At 73.0% G+C, this 17637-nt stretch carries 14 protein-coding genes; 5 read left to right on the top strand and 9 right to left on the bottom strand.

All coding sequences use genetic code 11. From position 1 onward, the window contains the following. Window positions 1-79 precede the first annotated feature (79 nt). The 5 genes from O0S08_RS18005 to O0S08_RS17985 all read right to left on the bottom strand — a co-directional run bounded on the left by O0S08_RS18005 (window position 80) and on the right by O0S08_RS17985 (window position 6257). Window positions 80-1894, bottom strand: coding sequence for a serine/threonine-protein kinase (locus tag O0S08_RS18005; RefSeq protein WP_269040405.1), 1815 nt, complete (start codon window positions 1892-1894; stop codon window positions 80-82). A 3-nt stretch (window positions 1895-1897) separates the two neighbouring features. Beyond that, on the bottom strand, window positions 1898-2638 hold the full coding sequence (locus tag O0S08_RS18000; RefSeq protein WP_269040404.1) for an SMI1/KNR4 family protein: 741 nt from the start codon (window positions 2636-2638) through the stop codon (window positions 1898-1900). A gap of 12 nt (window positions 2639-2650) precedes the next feature. Then, window positions 2651-4030, bottom strand: coding sequence for a DUF4150 domain-containing protein (locus O0S08_RS17995; RefSeq protein WP_269040403.1), 1380 nt, complete (start codon window positions 4028-4030; stop codon window positions 2651-2653). Window positions 4031-4242: 212 nt separating this feature from the next. Continuing rightward, complete coding sequence (locus O0S08_RS17990) at window positions 4243-5262, bottom strand: 3-oxoacyl-ACP synthase (RefSeq protein WP_269040402.1); 1020 nt, start codon at window positions 5260-5262, stop codon at window positions 4243-4245. 11 nt (window positions 5263-5273) lie between these two features. Continuing rightward, window positions 5274-6257: a DUF2169 family type VI secretion system accessory protein gene (locus O0S08_RS17985; protein WP_269040401.1), complete on the bottom strand. Its 984-nt coding sequence runs from the start codon at window positions 6255-6257 to the stop codon at window positions 5274-5276. Window positions 6258-6590: 333 nt separating this feature from the next. Between O0S08_RS17985 and O0S08_RS17980 the strand changes: the two genes are divergently transcribed. The 3 genes from O0S08_RS17980 to O0S08_RS17970 are packed head-to-tail and all read left to right on the top strand — an operon-like array spanning window position 6591 to window position 10191. After that, window positions 6591-8765: a type VI secretion system Vgr family protein gene (locus tag O0S08_RS17980; protein ID WP_269040400.1), complete on the top strand. Its 2175-nt coding sequence runs from the start codon at window positions 6591-6593 to the stop codon at window positions 8763-8765. Window positions 8766-8783: 18 nt separating this feature from the next. Continuing rightward, window positions 8784-8912 (top strand): hypothetical protein, encoded by a 129-nt coding sequence (locus O0S08_RS17975; RefSeq protein WP_269040399.1) that lies wholly within the window; start codon window positions 8784-8786, stop codon window positions 8910-8912. Between the two features lie 4 nt (window positions 8913-8916). Then, window positions 8917-10191: a TIGR02270 family protein gene (locus tag O0S08_RS17970; RefSeq protein ID WP_269040398.1), complete on the top strand. Its 1275-nt coding sequence runs from the start codon at window positions 8917-8919 to the stop codon at window positions 10189-10191. Here the strand turns inward: O0S08_RS17970 and O0S08_RS17965 are convergent. After that, on the bottom strand, window positions 10172-11224 hold the full coding sequence (locus tag O0S08_RS17965; RefSeq protein WP_269040397.1) for a radical SAM/SPASM domain-containing protein: 1053 nt from the start codon (window positions 11222-11224) through the stop codon (window positions 10172-10174). The genes O0S08_RS17970 and O0S08_RS17965 overlap by 20 nt on opposite strands. 514 nt (window positions 11225-11738) lie before the next feature. Here O0S08_RS17965 and O0S08_RS17960 point away from each other — a divergent pair. Beyond that, window positions 11739-12518 carry an SDR family NAD(P)-dependent oxidoreductase gene (locus tag O0S08_RS17960; RefSeq protein WP_269040396.1) on the top strand — a complete coding sequence of 260 codons (780 nt, stop codon included), beginning with the start codon at window positions 11739-11741 and terminating at the stop codon, window positions 12516-12518. A gap of 60 nt (window positions 12519-12578) precedes the next feature. Here the strand turns inward: O0S08_RS17960 and O0S08_RS17955 are convergent, their stop codons facing one another. The 3 genes from O0S08_RS17955 to O0S08_RS17945 all read right to left on the bottom strand — a co-directional run bounded on the left by O0S08_RS17955 (window position 12579) and on the right by O0S08_RS17945 (window position 16537). Further along, on the bottom strand, window positions 12579-14372 hold the full coding sequence (locus O0S08_RS17955) for a VWA domain-containing protein (protein WP_269040395.1): 1794 nt from the start codon (window positions 14370-14372) through the stop codon (window positions 12579-12581). Between the two features lie 288 nt (window positions 14373-14660). Then, window positions 14661-15353, bottom strand: coding sequence for a formylglycine-generating enzyme family protein (locus O0S08_RS17950; protein ID WP_269040394.1), 693 nt, complete (start codon window positions 15351-15353; stop codon window positions 14661-14663). 203 nt (window positions 15354-15556) lie between these two features. Further along, the gene (locus O0S08_RS17945) at window positions 15557-16537 is read right to left on the bottom strand and encodes a quinone oxidoreductase family protein (RefSeq protein WP_269040393.1); all 981 of its coding nucleotides are present in this window, start codon (window positions 16535-16537) and stop codon (window positions 15557-15559) included. A 94-nt stretch (window positions 16538-16631) separates the two neighbouring features. Here O0S08_RS17945 and O0S08_RS17940 point away from each other — a divergent pair, with 94 nt between their 5' ends. After that, window positions 16632-17612 (top strand): AraC family transcriptional regulator, encoded by a 981-nt coding sequence (locus O0S08_RS17940; RefSeq protein WP_269040392.1) that lies wholly within the window; start codon window positions 16632-16634, stop codon window positions 17610-17612. Window positions 17613-17637 lie beyond the last annotated feature (25 nt).

Genomic DNA, 17637 nt, shown 5'->3' with positions numbered 1-17637 from the left:
CGGGCCGAGGACGGTCGTGGACGTGCAATCGTGGGACCGCGGCGAATGAGAGGCTCGCGCTGCCACGATCATCCGGCGGCTATGTCCGCACGAACAGCAACAGGGCCACGAGCGCGAGCCCGACCGAGATCAAGCAAAACAGAGCGGGCCAGAACAGCTCGGATCTTCGTTTGACCGGCGGTGCGGGCCTAGCGACGACGGGAGTTGCGACGACCTTTGCGACGCGGCTCGCTGGCTCCCGCTCGGCGCCTCGCAGGAACAGGACCGTGCGATCGTCCTCCGCGCTGCGCGGCTTCGCCGGCTGCTGCTCGCCCGCGGGCAGGACGAGCGTCGGATCGGCCGCGTGCGGACGAGCCGACGCGACCTCGGTACGCTCTTTGCGATCGACGAGTGTCCTGTCGGCGAGCGCATCCTCGGTCGACGCGATGACGGGTCGGTCCGTCGTCGCGACCTCGGTGCGCTCGGCGACGGTCGTGTCGACCGGCACCGACTTCCCCGTCGCTCCTGCAGCTCCGTCCGGTGGCAGCACCTCGGTCCGCTCTGTGCCCCCCTGTTCGACAGGCACCGACTTCACCGTCGCTTCTGCAGCTCGTTCCGGTGGCAGCACCTCGGTGCGCTCCGTGCCCCCCTGTTCGACCGGCACCGACTTCACCGTCGCCTCTGCAGCTCTGTCCGCCGCCAGCACCTCGGTGCGCTCCGCCACACTCGCCACGACCGGCACCGACTTCACCGTCGCCTCTGCAGCTCTGTCCGCCGCCAGCACCTCGGTCCGCTCCGCCACACCCGCCACGACCGGCACCGACTTCAGCGTCGCCTCTGCAGGTTTGTCCGTCGTTGCGACGTCGCTCCGCTCCGCCGGCTTCTCGTCGCCCGCGATCGACCCCCCTGCTGCCGGCGAAGTCGTTGGAGGCCGCATCGACGTCCATCCGCGCCCCGGACCGCCCGGCAGGCTGACGATCGTCGTCCGGTCCTCGGAGAGCGCCGGCGTCTCGCCCCGGTGCGTCGGATCTTCGTCGGCGATCGCGGGCGACGCCGGTGCCGCGTGCGTCCGCGGCGTCAGTCCCGGAGAGCGCCGGATCAGCGCCAGGTGACGCGCCAGCTCGGCGACGTCCTGGAAGCGCTGCGACGGCTGCGGCGCGAGGGCACGGACGATCAGCGCCTCGACCTGCGACGGCAACGGCATCGCCGGCGCGAGCTCCGACGGGCGGGGCGCGGATCGCTGGGCCAGCACCGCCCGCGCCGCCTTGAACGCGGTCGGTCCGGTGAACGGGTGGACGCCCGTCGTCCATTCGAGCAACAACACCCCGAGCGTGTACACGTCCGAGCTCGCGTCGCCGGGCGCGCCCGCGAGCTGCTCCGGCGCGCGGTACTCGGCGACCACGCCGTGTTCGTCGGCGGGGACCGGCTGCACCCCGAGCTCCGCGATCCCGAAGTCCAGCACCCGGACCTCGCCATCGGCAGTGACGCGGACGTTCCCCGGCTTCAGGGCGCGGTGCGGCGTCCCGGTCGCCGCGAGCAGCGCGGACAGCCCCTCGGCGCACGCGTGCACCACCTCGAGCGCGCGCTGCCACGGCAGCGGCCCGACGCGTCGCCGCAGCGCGGCCAGGTCCTCGCCGACCACCCGTTCGCCGGCCAGGAACGGCGGGCTCTCGGACGTGCCGATCAGGATCCGCGGCAACGCGATCGCCGGGTGCTCCACGGCCGCCGCCGAGCGCAGCGACGTCGCCAGTCGCGTCAACTTCTCGACCGGGATCGGCGCGACGTCGAGGACCTTGACCGCCACCTCGCGGCGCGCCTGCAGGTCGCGGGCGACGAACACCTCGCCGAGCCCGCCGCCTCCCAGCCGCTCGCGCAGCTCGAATCGATCCGCCAGAGTGTCACCGATCGCGCTCACGCCTCACCTGCCCGCGCTCGTGTCGAGGTTGTCGCGGAGGACCTCGAGGAAGTGCAGCCCGGCGCGAGCCGTGTCCGCGCCGACCTCGATCTCGATCCGCCGCGCCTTCGGGGGCAGCTCGAGCAGCACCGACAGGTCCGCGCGCTCCAGCGTGTGCAGCCCCGGTTGCGACGGCAGCGTCGGCGTCAGGCCGAGCCGCCCGCAGATCGCCGCGATCTCGTCGAGGCGCGCCGCCTCGCCGGCGACCGCCTCGTGGTGCTGCGACGGCCGCGGGGCGACGGCGTGGCCGAGGAACGCCTGCCGCTGCAGCATCGCCGTCCACGCGCGCGCGACCACGTGGGCGCGCGCCTCGACGAAGCTCGCAGGATCGCCCTCGTCCTCGAACGTCACGACCGGAGGGTCGTCCGGGTCGCCGCGCTTCAGATCGAGGAACCAGTCGAGGCGGACGTCGCGGCCGATGCCGAGATCGAGCCCGATCTTGAAGTAGCGATCGGCCGGGTACGACGTCGCAGTGGCGAGGAGGTGCGGCCACAACGAGTCCGCGCGACAGTCCGCCACCGGCAGCGCCTGGAAGCTGCCGCTCGAGCCGCCCATCGCCTGCAGGTACTCGAGGTATTCGCGCGGCAGCGGCCGCGGGCACAGCTCGGCCAGCTCGGCGATGTCGTCGGGGCCGGCGCCGCGGATCTCCGCGCGCAGGTCGGGGGCGCGGGCGACGAGGAAGGCGAGGATCTGCGAGAACGACATGGCTGCACCGATCTAGGGGCACTGGCGCCGCTTGCGGTCGCACAGGACCAGCGGCAGCAAGGTCTGGCAGGTGAGGCAGGACGGCACCGTGGTCCCCGGGTCGAAGGCCACGTCGCGCTCGACGTCGACCGGGCCGAACCGCCCGCAGGTCAGGTAGCCCAGCGCCACGCGGAACGGGTGGAACCGCTCGTAATGGCGATAGTGGAGCTGGACCTGGTGGGCCTGCCGCGGCGCGAAGAACATCTCGGTCATGGTCCTGGGGATGTGCTGCTCGTTGCGGGTCAGCAGCTTGGCCGCCGCGCACATGCCCGGCAGGTTGTAGTGCGCCTCGCGGGCGTCGGTGCGGCGCTGCACGTCGTCCCAGCGCTCGTGGACGGTGGACCGCTTGTCGAGGTCGGCGATCTTCGGGTTCGCGGCGATGTAGTCGTCCACGCCGGAGGTCGCGTCGCACAGCGTCCAGCCCAGCTCGGCGACGACCTTGGCGAATCCCGCGAGCGTCTGCCCCGACATCGCGGCGAAGACCTTGTTCGACTTGCAGACCATGACCCCGATCATGTACCCGCCGTGGTCCGTGGTCCGCTTGTGCACCACCGTCTTGCCCATCTCGCCCTCGATGCTCCGCATCTCGCCGGCGACCGCCTTGATCCGCTTGTCGTACTCCTTCAGCTGCTTCTTCTGCTCCTTCGAGTGCCGCGGCCGGCTGTTCGACGGCCCGGCCTCCGCCGGCCCGCTCGACGGTCCCGGTCCGCTCGATGATTCCTCCAGCCCGTCCTCGAAGGTCCGCTTGTCCGCCCGCAGCCGATCGACCTCCGGCGCGAGCGCCTGCCGCTGGCGGTCGCGCTCCGCGTACTCGCCGTAGGCCGCCTCGAGCGCCTCGTACAGCTCGCGCGCGCGGCCATGGCTCTCCGCGGTCTCGGGCACGCGGTGACTGGCGGGGCCGCGCCGGCAGATCGGACACGGCCCGGTGAAGTCGTCGCCGTAGGCCCAGCCGGTGCCGCGCTGGAAGAACGAGGTGTTGAACGTGTTGCCGTTGTGGCTCACCGCGTCGGTGAAGCGGGCCACGCCCTTGCCCTCGACCTTGACGTCGAGGCTCGTCGACTGCCACCTCAGCTTGCCGCGGATCTTGCTGGAGATGACGCCGCCGCCGGCGGTGCCGGGCTCGTCGCCGGTGCTGGTGGCGATCGCCGAGCTGGCCAGCGCGATCGGTGCGCCGTCGATCCGCGTGCGCCGGGCCCCCTGCGCCAGGTCGGCAGTGCGCGCCGCGTTGACGTACGGCACCGGCACCGGCCCCGCGGGCGACGGCGTCTTGCACACGTCCGGCGGGCCGGCGACGTCGACCAGTCCGTCCCGCTTGTGCACGATGGTGCGGCCGTTGGCGAAGGTCCCGGTCATCGTCCTGCTCCTGGTTCGCTGGCGAGATCGGCCCGTCCGCCCCGCTCGTGCACGCTCGTCCGGCCGTCGGCGAAGGTCATCGTCCTGCTCCTGGTTCGTCGGCGAGGTCGGCCCGTCCGTCCCGCTCGTGCACGATCGTGCGGCCGTCGCCGAAGGTCCTCGTCATCGTCCTGCTCCTGGTTCGTGCACGATCGTGCCGCCGTCGCCGAAGCTCATCGTCCTGCTCCTGCTCGACTGCCGGCGACCTCGAGGACGCACGCGCCGAGCGCTCCGTCGTCGGCGCTGCCGTAGAGCAGCGCGCGGCCGGCACGCCCCCGCAGGCGATGGAGCGCCAGCGCGAGGACCAGCGCCGGCGCTGCCGCCCCGGTGTCGCCGAAGCTCTCGCAGGCCCGCAGGTGCACCAGCGGCTCGGGCATCAGCGGCGCCTGTCGCAGCGCCGCGTAGCTGAACGCCCGCGCCTCGACGACCTCGCCCGTCTGACAGCTGGCCACGCAGCGGGGCCGCGAGCCGCGCGCGGCCGGCTCGCGCGCGAGCCGGCCGAACACGTCGGTGAGGCCGTCGGCCAGCGCCTGCACGCGCCCGCGGCCGCCGGTGACCTGTCCCAAAGAGCAGGCCCGCACCCGCGCCGCCGGCGGACCCTCGCGCGCTTGCTCGCCCGGGCCGCGCGCGAGCAACAGCGCCGCCGCGGCCTCGCCGGGGATGATCCCGTCGCGCTGCGCGCCGAGCACCCGGTCGCGCCGCCCGAGCCGCCGCAGCGTCGACGGATCGCACAGGCTGTCGGCCGCGAGCACCAGAGCGAGCGGCGGCGCGTCGGGCCGGGCGAGTCGATCCAGCAGCTGGAACATCCCCGCGCGACCGCCTCGAACGACCTCGCCGAGCTCGAGCGGCGCCGCGACCTCGGCCTGCAGCGCCGCCACGATCGCCGCCTCGTCCACCGGCGCGCCGCTCCGCGCCGGCGCGGCGAAGTACAGCGGGAGCGGCGACGCCGACTCGAACCCCGCCAGGCAATCGCGCGCAGCCCACCCGGCGAGCGCCGCGATCCGCCCGCTGCGCTCGCACGACGGATCGAGCCGCGACAGCCGCGAGGCCCGCAGCGGCTCGCCGCGGCGATCGCAGTGCTTCGTCTCGGCGAAGCGCACCACGCCCGCGCGCACCGCGGCCAGAGTCGTCGCCGCCGACAGCCCGAGCGGCGTCCCCAGCCCCACGCGCAGCACCGCCAATCCGACTCCCACCTCGCCCGCGTTCACGCCACCTCCCACGATTCGAGGACGCGGACGAACACCCCCTCGAGGTCGAGCCAGTCCTCCGCCACCGCGAACGACGTCCGCCAGGTCAGCGTGAAGCGGCGGTCCTCCGCCGCCAGCGCCAGCCCGTCCAGGACCATGGCCTGGCCCCGCCGCCCGCGCCGGTCCTGCAGCGTCGCGCGCAGGCGCAGGCGCGGCAGATGGAACGCGATCGCTCCGTCCGGGCTCACCCCTTCCAGATGCACGAGCTCGCCGCCGACGAGCCCGGGCGTGGCCACCAGCTCGGGCGCGGCCGCGTTGAAGAAGCGCAGGTCGAGGTCCGCCGGCCAGAGCGGCGCGCGCTGCTCCACCCATTGCGAATCGTAGGTGCCCGCGAAGCCCAATCGGGGCTGCCATGAACGAGCGACGGGTCCGAACCCGACGGGCGGCGGGCGATCCTCCCAGCGCTCGCACGGCGAATGCACGGCCTCGATCGCCGGCAGCGGCTGATCCTCGGCCGCCTGCGCCGACGCGTAGCCGCGGCCGACCGGATTGCGCGGATCGTCGGCACCGCCGGCGCTGAACTCGAACCGCAGCGGCAATCGAGTGAACCGCTGCGGCGCCGACGGCCGCAACCCCACCAGCCCGCGGGTCCACCGCCGCTCGCCCGTGACGGTCGCCGCCACGCGGCACGGACCGACGCGGAGCTCGACGAGCGAGCGCTCCGCAGGACGCCCGCCCGGGGTCCACGCGCACCCCTCGAGGTAGATGTCCGTGCCCGGCCGAAAATACGCGGTCTGCCCGGCGATCCGGAGGCTCGAGGCCCCGGGCTCCCCCCAATAGACGTCCTCGCTCGGCGGCGCGACCTGCTCGTGAGCGACGCGCGGCGGCTCGTCCATCACGAACGTCGCGGCGACGCACACGACCAGCACGTCGCGCCCCTCCGCGTCCACGGATGGGCTCGCCTGCGCCGCGAAGGGCGTCAGGTTGTGGAGCGCCGTCATTGCCCCTCCCGTCGCCCCGCGCGCGCTCGAATGTGCACACTCATGCGGTCACCACGGCCGCCTTCTCCTGGCACATGCCGCGGCGCTCGGCACGGCCCGGACCGCGACGATTCGCCATGCATCGCCACGGCGGGCCCCTGCGCGCGACGAAGCGGCGCGAATGCGGCAGGAGAGCAACTCGCGCAATTGCAGCCGATCGACCTCATCGAGGATCCGCTCGCCCCCAATTCGATGATTCGCTCGTGCCCGCGGGCCGGCGAGCCCGAGCGTCCGGCGTGAATCGCCGCGATCGATCGGCTTGCCGCTCCCGCGATCCATGTCACGTTCTCGGCCGTGTCCTCCGAGGGTCTGCCGGCGCTCCTCGGCAATCGAGCGCTGTTCACGTTCGCGGTCGAGGGCTGCGCCGAGGAGCTGCGCGTCGTCCGCTTCACCGGCCGCGAGGCGCTCTCGACGTTGTTCGAATTCCGCGTCGAGCTCGCCGCCGCCACCATCCCGCTCGACGACCTGGTCGGCAAGCCGGCCGTCCTGACGATCGAGGGCGTGCACGCCACCCGCCACGTCCACGGGCTCGTGTGCGAGGCGGGCTACATCGGCGAGAGCTCGAGCTACACGCTGTACGAGCTCACCCTCGCGCCGGCGCTCTGGCGCCTGCAGCAGCGCTTCGACTGCCGGATCTTCCAGAAGCAGTCGACCCCGCAGATCCTCGCCAAAGTGCTCGAGGCCGCCGGCATCCCGCGCTCCGACTTTCGCCTCGACCTGCGGGCCGACTACGCGCCGCGCGACTACTGCGTGCAATACCGCGAGAGCGACCTCGACTTCATCGACCGCCTGATGGAGGACGCGGGGATCTATCATTACCACGAGCACAGCGAGGCGCGGCACGTCCTGGTGATGACGGATCGCGGCGACAGCAGCGATCCGATCGAGGGCGACCCCACGCTCCGCTTCAACTTCGCCGACGAGCGCGAGCACGTCGACACCTTCCGCCTGAGCGAGGGCCTGCGGCCGCAGCGGGTCTCTCTGCGCGATCGCAACCTGCACCAGCCCGACCGGGCGATGGAGGCGAGCGAGGGCGACGGCCGCGAGCGCGAGGTCTACGACTATCCGGGCGGCTTTCAGGACCCCGGGAAGGGCGCGCCGCACCACGGCGGGCAGCAGGCGCGCCTGCGGCTCGAGGCGCTGCAGGCCTCTCGCCGCCGCGGCCTCGGCACCAGCGACAGCCCGCGCCTCGTCCCCGGCTTCGCCTTCACCCTCGCGGACCCCGGCCGCGGCCACCTCGAGGGCGACTACCGGATCGTGCGCGTGAGCCATCGCGGCGAGCAGCCGCAGGCGCTCGACGAGGGAGCCGCCGGCAACTTCGAGTATGCGAACGAGTTCGAGTGCACCGACAAGCGGCTGCCGTACCGTCCGTCGCGGAGGACCGCGCGCCCGCAGGTCCACGGCGCGCAGACTGCGACGGTGGTCGGTCCGCCCGGCGAGGAGGTGCACGTCGACGAGCACGGCCGGGTGAAGGTCCAGTTCCACTGGGACCGCAAGGGCGAGCGCGACGACGACAGCTCGTGCTGGGTCCGCGTCGGCCAGGCGTGGGCCGGCAACGGCTTCGGGGCGCTGTTCATCCCGCGGGTCGGCCACGAGGTGATCGTCGAGTTCCTCGCGGGCGACCCCGACCGCCCGATCGTCACCGGCAGCGTCTACACCGGCCTCAACGCGCCGCCCTACCCGCTCCCCGCCGACAAGACCCGCAGCACCCTCAAGTCGGAGTCGACCCCGGGCGGCGGCGGCTCGAACGAGCTCCGCTTCGAGGACGCCAAGGGCCGCGAGGAGGTGTTCCTCCACGCCCAGCGCGACTGGAACGTGGTCGTCGAGCACGACGAATCACAGCAGGTCGGCCACGACGCGACGCTGGCGATCGGCAACGATCGCAGCGAGTCGGTCGGCCGCGATCAGAGCGACGCGATCGGCCGCGACCGGACGATCCGCGTCGGCAACGACCACGTCGAGACGATCGGCGGCAACATGGCCCTCGCGGTCGCGGCGAACCTGGCGGAGGCCGTCGGCGCGGCCAAGACCGAGTCCGTCGCAACGACCAGCGCGCTGTCGATCGGGGCCGCGTATCAGGTCAGCGTCGGCGGGGCGATGAACGAGACGGTCGGCCTCGCCAGGGCGGAGCAGGTCGGCCTCGCCAAGACCGTCGCGGTCGGCGGCGACAGCTCCGAGAGCGTCGGCGGCGGCAAGTCCGTGACCGCCGCCGAGAACATCACCGAGAGCGCCGGCAACAACCTCGCGCTCGGGGCCGGCCGCCACGTCAACGTCGGCGCCGGGCACAACCTCAACGTCTCGGTCGGCAAGCTCGCCAACGTGGTCGTCGCCGACAAGCTGACGTTCCAGTGCGGCGGCGCGACGATCGTCGTCAAGAAGACCGGCGAGCTCACCATCCAGGCCACCAAGCTGGACATCCAGGCGAGCGGCCGGATCACCGTGAGAGGCGCCACGATCAAGCTCAACTGAGCCGCCCAGGAGTCCTCGATGGCCGCGCGCAAGTCTCGCTCCTCCGCCGTCCTCCAGCTCGTCCCGCTGCTCCTCCGCGGCGCCTACGTCGAGACCCACGCGCGCGGCACCCATCGGATCAAGGGCGGCTCGGTCCAGATCAATTGACATCATGCGCCGCGCCGAGGTCGAACCGCTGTGGGACATCGTCGAGGAGCACTTCGACGAGGCGGAGTTCTTGTGGGGCGTGTGGAGACAGAGCCTGATCGCCCCCGACTACACGCTCGACGACGTCGCCGAGGGCCCCGAGGAGCGGCTGTTCGCCCACCTCGAGGCGCTCGTGGTGAACGGGCCGCGCGTCGCGGACGAGCTGCTGCTCCCGGGGCTGCGGCAGGGCGAGCCGGCCCGGGTCAGCGTCGCCGCCCTGGCGCTGCTGCTGGGCCCGCAGCGCGACGCGGCGCTCGCCGCCGTCGTCGACGTCCTGCGCGCCCGCCCGGCGCTGCGCGCCCCGCTGGTCCTCGCGCTCGCGTGCGCCGACATGGATTCGCTTCGACCGCGCCTGCGCGACCTCCTCGCCGACCACGACGTCGGCGTCGTCGCGGCCACGGCCGAGGTCCTGGCCTTTCACCACGAGCCGCTCGGCGACGCTCTCGGCCTGCTGCTCGCCGCCGGCGACGCTGCGGCGCGGGCGACCGCGCTGCGAGCCGTGGTCCACGAACCCGACCCCGGGCGATTCGTGCGTGCGGTCCACGCCGGCCTCCACGAGCTCGACCCGACCGTCCTCGACGCGGCGATCGACGCCGGCGTCCGCCTCGGCCTCGCCCCCGCGTGGGCCCGCGCGCGCGAGCGCGTCCACGATCCCGACGGCGCCGCGGCGATGGTGTTGCTCGCGCTGCGCGGCGAGGCCGGCGACCTCGACACGCTCACGAGGGCGCTGACCGACCGCAAGCGCCGGCTCGCCGCTCTGTGGGCGCTCGGCTTCCGTGGCACGCCCGAGGTCGTCGACGCCGCGCTCGACTGGCTCGAAGATCCCGCCGCAGGTCCCCTCGCCGGCGAGGTCTTCTCGGCCGCGACCGGCATCGACCTCGACGCCGCGCACATGTCTCTCCCGCGCGACGAGGACCAGGCGCTCGATCATCACCCCGAAGACGACCTGCCGCGACCGAACCCGATGCCGGTCCTGCAGTGGTGGACCCGCCACCGCGACCGCTTCGTCGACGGCCAGAGGTACCTCGCCGGCGCGCCCCGCTCCCCCGACGCGCTGCTCGCGGCGCTGCGCTCCGGCCCGATGCGGCGCCGCCCCGGGCACCTCCTCGATCTCGCGCTCGACCTGCCGCCGGCGAGTCGGCCGCGCCTCCAGCCCGGCGCGCCCACGGCCCACCAGCGGCGAGCTCTGGACGGGTGGGCGCGAGCGATGGGCCTCTCGCTCAGATCCACGGCGGGTTGACGCGGCAGCCGCCGCAGATCCGGTGCTGGCCGCGGCGGTCGTGCAGGTGCTGCTCGCGCAACGCCGTGTAGCCGGGCCCGTGGTAGATCTGGCGCAGGGTGTGGACATTGGTGTCGCCGAGGATCAGCTGGCGCAGCGCCGCGTCCTCGCAGCACGGCGACACGCGGCCGTCGGCGTAGACGTACATCTTGTGCCACGGCGCCGGGCACGGCGTCTGCCACTGCGAATCGTCCATCACCCGCAGGCGCCCGCGCACCGGCACCGCGCGGTCGGTCTTCTTGAGCTCGCCGAGCCAGTCGGTGCGGTCGGCGATGCTGACCCGATCGACGCGCGGCCGCCAGTAGCGCACGAACTCGGGCAGCTCGTCGACGTTCTCGGCCAGGGTCACGCACGACACCGTGACCCGCGGCACCGCGCCCGCGTGCGCGCGGCGCAGCTCGAGGAACCGCTCGATGTTGCCGTACACCCGCTCGCGCGCCAGCGGCGGCATCACAGCCTCGTACACCGCCTTCGAAAAGCCGTTGACGCTGAAGTTGACGTCCGTCCAGCCGCCGAGCTCGAGCATCGCCGCCGCCAGCTCGGGCGTCAGCATGCTCGCGTTGGAGAAGAAGTTGTAGGTCATGCCGGCCATGCGCACGTACTGCAGCCGCTCGAGCCAGCGCCGGTCGACCATCGGTTCGCCGTAGATGCTGAGGCACACCGAGTCGACGCCCCACGCCGACGCCTCGTCGACCAGGCGGCGGAACAGGTCCATGTCCATCACCCCGACCATCTTGCGCTCGCTGTGCACGCACATCGAGCAGCGGGCGTTGCACGTCAGCACCGTCTCCAGCCACAGCTGCGGCGGCGCCCCGGCGCGGACCGCCGCGTCGGCCCGGGCCGCGCGGGTGCGCACGAAGCTGCGGAACGCCGGCGTCCGCTGCAGCCGCGGCGAGCGATAGACCCGCTTGGCCAGCGCGACCGCGGCCGGCGAGCTCGCCACCAGCCGCCGCGCCCGCGCGAGCAAGCCCCCCGAGGGCGACGCGCTCGTCATGACCGCACCTCTTGCCCGCGGCCCCGATGAATGCAAACACATGTCTCTTGAGACATCATGAAAAAACCTCCGCGACGCCGCCGCCGATCTCGAAGCAGACCCGCGCTCGCGCCCCTGATCGTTGCAGTGGCCGGGCGGCGCGGCGTCCGTCACCGCGGCGCGTCGCCGCGAAGGAGCCGGCCGCGCATGGCCGTTCGAAGCCCCGTCCGTCGCCTGCGAGCCGCTCTCTGTGCGCTCGTCCGCAGCGGCGCACCGCATGGCCGGCCGACGCGACGTCCGTCGCCTCGCTCCCCGATCGGGGTGCGATCATTCACGGTGTGGCCAATCCCTCCGGCGTCCGTCACGCCGACGTCGGCGACCTCGAACTGCGAGCCACGGGCGTCGGCCGCGCAGCCGCGCGCGGCGGACCTGCCGCGACCAATACACCGGCGCCACGGCGACGTCCTCCGCGTCGGGCTCGACCGCGCCGTCTCCTGGCCATCCTTGCCGCGCACGAACGAAGGAGCACGAGCCCATGGATCTCGAGTTGAAAGGCAAGCGAGCGATCGTCACCGGCGGCAGCGCGGGGATCGGTCTGGCCGTCGTGCGGATGCTCGCCGAGGAGGGCGTCCGCGTGACCGTCCCCGGCCGCAACCACGAAAAGCTGATGGAGGCGCTCGCGTCGGTGCCCGGGGCAGTGCGCGGCCTCGTCGCCGATCTGACCACCCGCGCGGGCGCCGAGGCGCTCGTGCGCCAGGAGCCCGAGACCGACATCCTCGTCAACAACCTCGGGATCTACGAATCGAAGGACTTCGCCGACATTCGCGACGACGACTGGCTGCGCTACTTCGAGGTCAACCTGCTCGGCGGGATCCGCCTCGCGCGCCACTACTTCCCCGGCATGCTCGCGCGCGACTGGGGGCGCGTCGTGTTCGTCTCGAGCGAGGCCGCGGTCCGGGTCCATCCCGACATGATCCACTACGGCGTGACCAAGGCCGGGCAGTTGGTCGTCTCGCGCGGCCTGGCCGAGCTGACCCGGGGCACGGGCGTGACCGTCAACGCGGTGCTGCCCGGGCCCACCCGCTCCGGGGCGATCCGCGAGTTCCTGCAGCGCCGCGCCTCCACCCCGGACGCGACCCCCGAGCAGGCCGAGCGCGAGTACTTCCAGCGCGACCAGCCGAACTCGCTGCTGCAGCGCATGGCCGAGGACCGCGAGATCGCCAGCCTCATCGTCTACCTCGCCAGCCCGCTCGCGGCCGCCACCAACGGCGCGGCGCTGCGGTGCGACGGCGGCATCGTCTCGACGATCCTCTGAAGCGCCGCCGCCCGCAACAAGACCTCGCAGCCGCGCCGCGAGGTCACGCGTCGCCGCGGCTCACAGGGCCGGGCAATCGACGGCCGGGTTCGTCGACAGCGCGCAGGTCGCCTCGAAGTTCAACTCGCTGCCGATCGCCGTGCTGCTGACGAGCAAGAACTGGAGGTTGAGCCCCTGGGCGACGCACTCGGGCGACATGTCGTCGATCTTGCTCGGCGTCTCGCCGCCCTTGTCGATCAGGTGGACGACGCACCGCGTCGCGCCGGCGGGGACCACCCAGTTGCCGTCGACCTCCTCGCACTTCGGCAGCTCGATGCGGGTCTGGTTGGCCGAGTCGACCTCGAACACCGAGCAGTTCGGCTCGACCACGGACGAGTTCGGGTCGCTGTCGGCGACGCACAGCGGCATGCAGGCCGGGCGGATCTGATCGGAGATCCGCGCCGCGATGGTGGCCAGGGCCGCGCTGTAGTCGTCGGCGCAGATCGAGAAGATGTCGCGCTCGTCGCCGACCGCGAACGCCTCGGCGACCTCGCGCTCGCGCACCGGCGGGACCCCGCCGAGCGAGTCGGTGTCGAGGCAGCCGAAGCCGATGCCGAAGTCGTTCTGGACCTGCGGGTCAGGCGCCTCCTCGTACACGATCTCCGCGTCGTGCGTCTCGTAGCCCTGGGGCACGCCGGCGATCATCATCACGCGCACCTCCGACTTCGGATCGCTCTGCCGCTTCAGGTCCTCGATCCCCTGCAGGAACCCGACGTAGCGCGACAGCGGCTGCAGCACCGCCGCGTCGTCGGCCGCGCCCGGCACGCCGCCGACGTCGTGATTCTCGGAGAAGCAGCCCGCGAACTGCGGCCCCGCGCCCTCGCACCGCACGCCCGCGTTCCAGCACAGCGCGCTGGTCGGCGCCGGCGCGTCCGGGTCCTCCCAGAAGACCTTGTTGGTGGTGAAGATCTCGTCGAAGGCAGACACCGGCGAACAGTCGGTCTCGTCGCTGAACAGCACCACCGACAGGCTCGCCAGCGGGCGCATGAACCCGAAGTTGCTCGGCGAGCCCGCGTCCTCCGTCCGCTTCAGCGCCATGAACATCGACTCGAGGTGGGACTCGAAGCCGCAGCCGGTCACCCCCTGCGGCATGAAGCACTGCAGCGCCTGCGCCGGCGACACCCCGTCGGGCAGGTTGTTCACGCCGCCGGCGACCTCGACCCACTTGCGCGGCGTCAGCTCGCCCTCGGACAAATGCGTGGCGGTGGGCTTGATCGGCAAGTCGGCGTCGCCCAGGGCGCAGGCCGCGGTGCACGCCTCCGACACGTCCTCGAGGATCCCCGGCACCTCGAACTCGCCCGCGGCCACGCGCTCGAGGCAGCTCGTCAGCACCAGCTCGCCGCGCTCGGGCCCGGTGTCCTGCGCGTTGCAGCGCAGGTTGCCGCTGTCGGTGGTGGTGATGCCGATCCGATAGCGCAGGCCGGCGAGCGCGTCGACGAACGCGGGCATCGCCGCCGCCAGCTTGGCCTGCCGGGTCGCCATCGACAGCGAGTTGTCGATCACGAACAGGATGTCGGCGTCGGACCCGAGCGCGATCGGCACGACCGGCGCCGGCTCCTCCGGCCCGTCCGTGGGGTCCGGCGGTGGGTCTCCGGTCGGATCGGTGGTCGTCGGATCGGTGGTCGTCGGCAGGCTCGTCGTCGGCGGGCTCGTCGTCGGCCCCTCGGTCATCGACCCGTCGGTCGCCGGCCCGTCCGTGGTGCCGGCGCTGTCGGTCTCTTCGCCGGGGTCTCGCTCGGTGCAGCCCGAAGCCGCCGCGATCGCGGCCCCGAGGCCGAGGTTACGCGCGAAATAAAGCCAGGAATAAGCGTGCATGGCCCAGTTATAGCGCACTGCCCGACGGGTCACCGGCCGCCCACGGCGCGCGATCGCACGACGCGAATGTCCGGCCCGAGGACCCGAGCGACACGTGCGTCGCTAGCGGGCGCTCCCGCGCGGCCGGCTCGCCGGTCTTCATGGACATGTCCTCATGAACATGGCTTTTACGGCATGTCTCTTTAGACACAGACGTACGCGTCCTGCAGCTCGTCGGCGCGCGCCGTCACGCATTTCCTTTCGGACATGCCCGAAAGGACATTCGACCTTCGACGCTCGCCGCCGCGCTCAACCCGAGCGCGCGAGGCGGAAGCCGAGGTCGTCGACGACGAACGTCGGGTGGCTCTTGCGCCGGCACGAGGCCCGGCAGCCGCGGGGCCGATCGTTCCAGCCCCCGCCGCGAAACACCCGGTAGGGCCCGTAGACCTTGGGATCGTAGACGTCCCAGCACCACTCCCAGGCGTTGCCGATCATGTCGTAAAAGCCCCACGCGTTCGGCTCGCGGGTCGCCACGTCGTGCGGCGCGCCGCCGGAGTTGCCGTGGTGCCAGGCGATCGCGTCGAGCTCGCCGTAGCGCTCGCCGCCGGTCCCCGCCCGGCACGCGTACTCCCACTCCGCCTCGGACGGCAGCCGGTAGCCGTCGGCCTCCCGGTCGCAGGTCACGTCACGGGCCTCGGGGTCGCCGCCGAGCGCGTAGCACGGGCGCAGCCCCGCCTGCGCCGACAGCAGGTTGCAGAAGCGGACCACGTCGTTCCACGACACCTCGGTCACCGGCGTCCGCGGCCCCGCCGACGACGCCGGCGCCTCGCCGCAGACCGCCGCGTACAGCTCGCGGGTCACCGGCACCGGCGCCAGGCGAAACGCCGCGAGCGCGACCTTCCAGTTGGTCTTCGAGCCCTCGTCGCGGAGGACGATCTCCCCGGCAGGCACCGCGATCATCCCGGCAGCGAGCGAATGGAACAGCGACGATTCGACGGACATCACGGCGGCGCTTCGACGAAGACGTCGTGTCCTACCGACGCCCCCGGCGAGTGTCAACGCGGCCCCGCGCGTCGCCGACCGCGCATGCCCGCGCGCTCGCGGTCGAGGAGCGAGACTCGCGGACCGGAGATTCGTTCGCCGTCGCGGCCACGCCGTCAGCGCAACCTCGCCGCGAACGAACTGCACGACCCGATGCTCCGCCCTCACGGCACGAGGATCACCACCTTGCCGGTGGTCCGCCGCGCCGCCATCGCCGCGTGGGCCTCGTCGACCGCCGCGAGCGCGAACGTCTGCCCGACCACCGCCGCGACGCGGCCGCGGCTCACCAGCTCGATCACCTCGGCCAGGGCCGCCTGTCGCTCGGCCAGCGGCAGCGTGAAGGTCGCGAAGCCGACGATCGATCGATTGCCGATCATCAACTGCGTCATCTCCTCGCGGCTCCACTGCACCGAGCCCATCGTGTCGGCGCCGAACAGCACCAGTCGCCCGCCGGGTGCGAGCGCCTCCAGGCTGCGCCCGGCAGCCTCGCCGTCGCCCGCCACGAACACCACGTCGGCCCCGTGTCCTTCGGTCGCCTCGCGCACGCGCGCCGGCCACTCCGGATCGGCGGGATCGATCGCCGCCGCGCCGAGTCGTCGCACCAGCTCGCGCTTGCTGGCGCTGCTGGCCGCACCGATCACTTGGCCTGCCCCGAGCTCGCGCGCCAGCTGCACGAGCCACGTCCCGACCCCGCCCGCCGCCGACGGCACGAACACCGACTCTCCCGCCTGCAGCTTCGCCGCCCGGCGCAGCCCGAGCAGGGCCGTGGGCGCCTGCGCCGGCAGGGCCACCGCCTGCGCGAACGACAGCGCCGCGGGGATCGCCAGCACCGTCGCCGCCGGCGCCACCGCGAACTCGGCCAACGCGCCCTGACCCGGCAGCAGCGCCACCACCCGATCGCCGGGCGCGAACCCTTCCACCGCCGGCCCGACCGCGTCGACGACCCCCGCCGCCTCGAGCCCCGGGATGAACGGCAGCGGCGGCGCCCCCGGCAGTCGTCCCGCGCGTAGCCCGAGATCCGTGTAGTTCAGCCCTGCCGCATGCACCCGCAGCCGGATCTCCCCCTCCCCCGGCGTCGGCGTGGCCACCTCCTCGCAGCGGAGCACCTCGGGCCCGCCGAACTCGTGAATTCGCACCGCTCTCATAAAAAAACTCCTCGCGCGCCGCCGGCCCGGCGAACCTGCTCGCCGCCTGCCGCCTCGCGTCGATCGGTCTATAGTCCGCGGCGACGGGACGAACATGCGCCAAAAGTCCGGATCTCTGGTCCAACCGTCCGGCCGGCGGCCGGGCATCGACGTCCTCGCCGACGTCCTACGCGGCGTTCGCCTGCAGAGCCGCGTGCACGCGCGCTACGAGCTGACCGCCCCGTGGGGCATGCGCATCGACGGCTCGCCGCACCCGCTGTTTTACGCCGTCATGCGCGGCAGCTGCCTGCTGACCGCCGGCGATCACGAGCTCGCCCTGGCGCCCGGCGACTTCGTGTTCATCCCCGCCGGCACGCGCTTCAGCCTGCGCGACCGCCGGGGCACCCGGGCCTTGCCGATCGCCGAGGTCTACGCCACGCGGGGCCCGCTCCGCTGCGGCGGCCTCCTCCACTACGGCGGCGGCGGCGTCGAGGTGACGTTGGTCGTCGGCTCGTTCACCTTCGCCGGCGAGACCTTGAGCCCCCTACTCGAGCACCTGCCGACGCTGCTGCACGTGCGGGGCGACGCGCCCGACTCGCCGCGCTGGCTCGAGTCGACCCTGCGCTTCGTCGCCGCCGAGATCGAGGCCGAGCAGCCCGGCCACGAGACGGTCGTCAGCCGCCTCGCCGACGTCCTGTTCGTCCAGGCGCTGCGGGCTCACATGTCCTCGAGGACAGGAGATAGCGGCTGGCTGCGCGCGCTCGTCCACCCGCGGATCGGCGCCGTGCTGCAGCGCGTGCACGAGCAGCCGCAGGCCGAATGGACCCTGGCGAAGCTGGCGCGTCAGGCCGGCATGTCGCGCTCGGTGTTCGCCGAGCGCTTCAAGGCGCTGGTCGGCGAGGCGCCGCTGGCCTACGTCACCCGCTGGCGCATGCACCGGGCCATGACCTTGCTGCGCGAGCGCGACGCCTCGCTGGCGGACGTCGCCCGCGCCGTCGGCTACGAGACCGACAGCGCCTTCGGCAAGGCGTTCAAGCGCCGGGTCGGCCTGACCCCGGGCGAGTTCCGGCGCAAGGACCCCCCGCCGCCCGCTTGACCCACGCACCGCCCGCCGCGGCGCC

The organism is Nannocystis punicea, assembly GCF_026965555.1.
Classification (GTDB): domain Bacteria; phylum Myxococcota_A; class Polyangia; order Nannocystales; family Nannocystaceae; genus Nannocystis; species Nannocystis punicea.
This window is presented reverse-complemented; position numbering and strand designations above follow the sequence as displayed.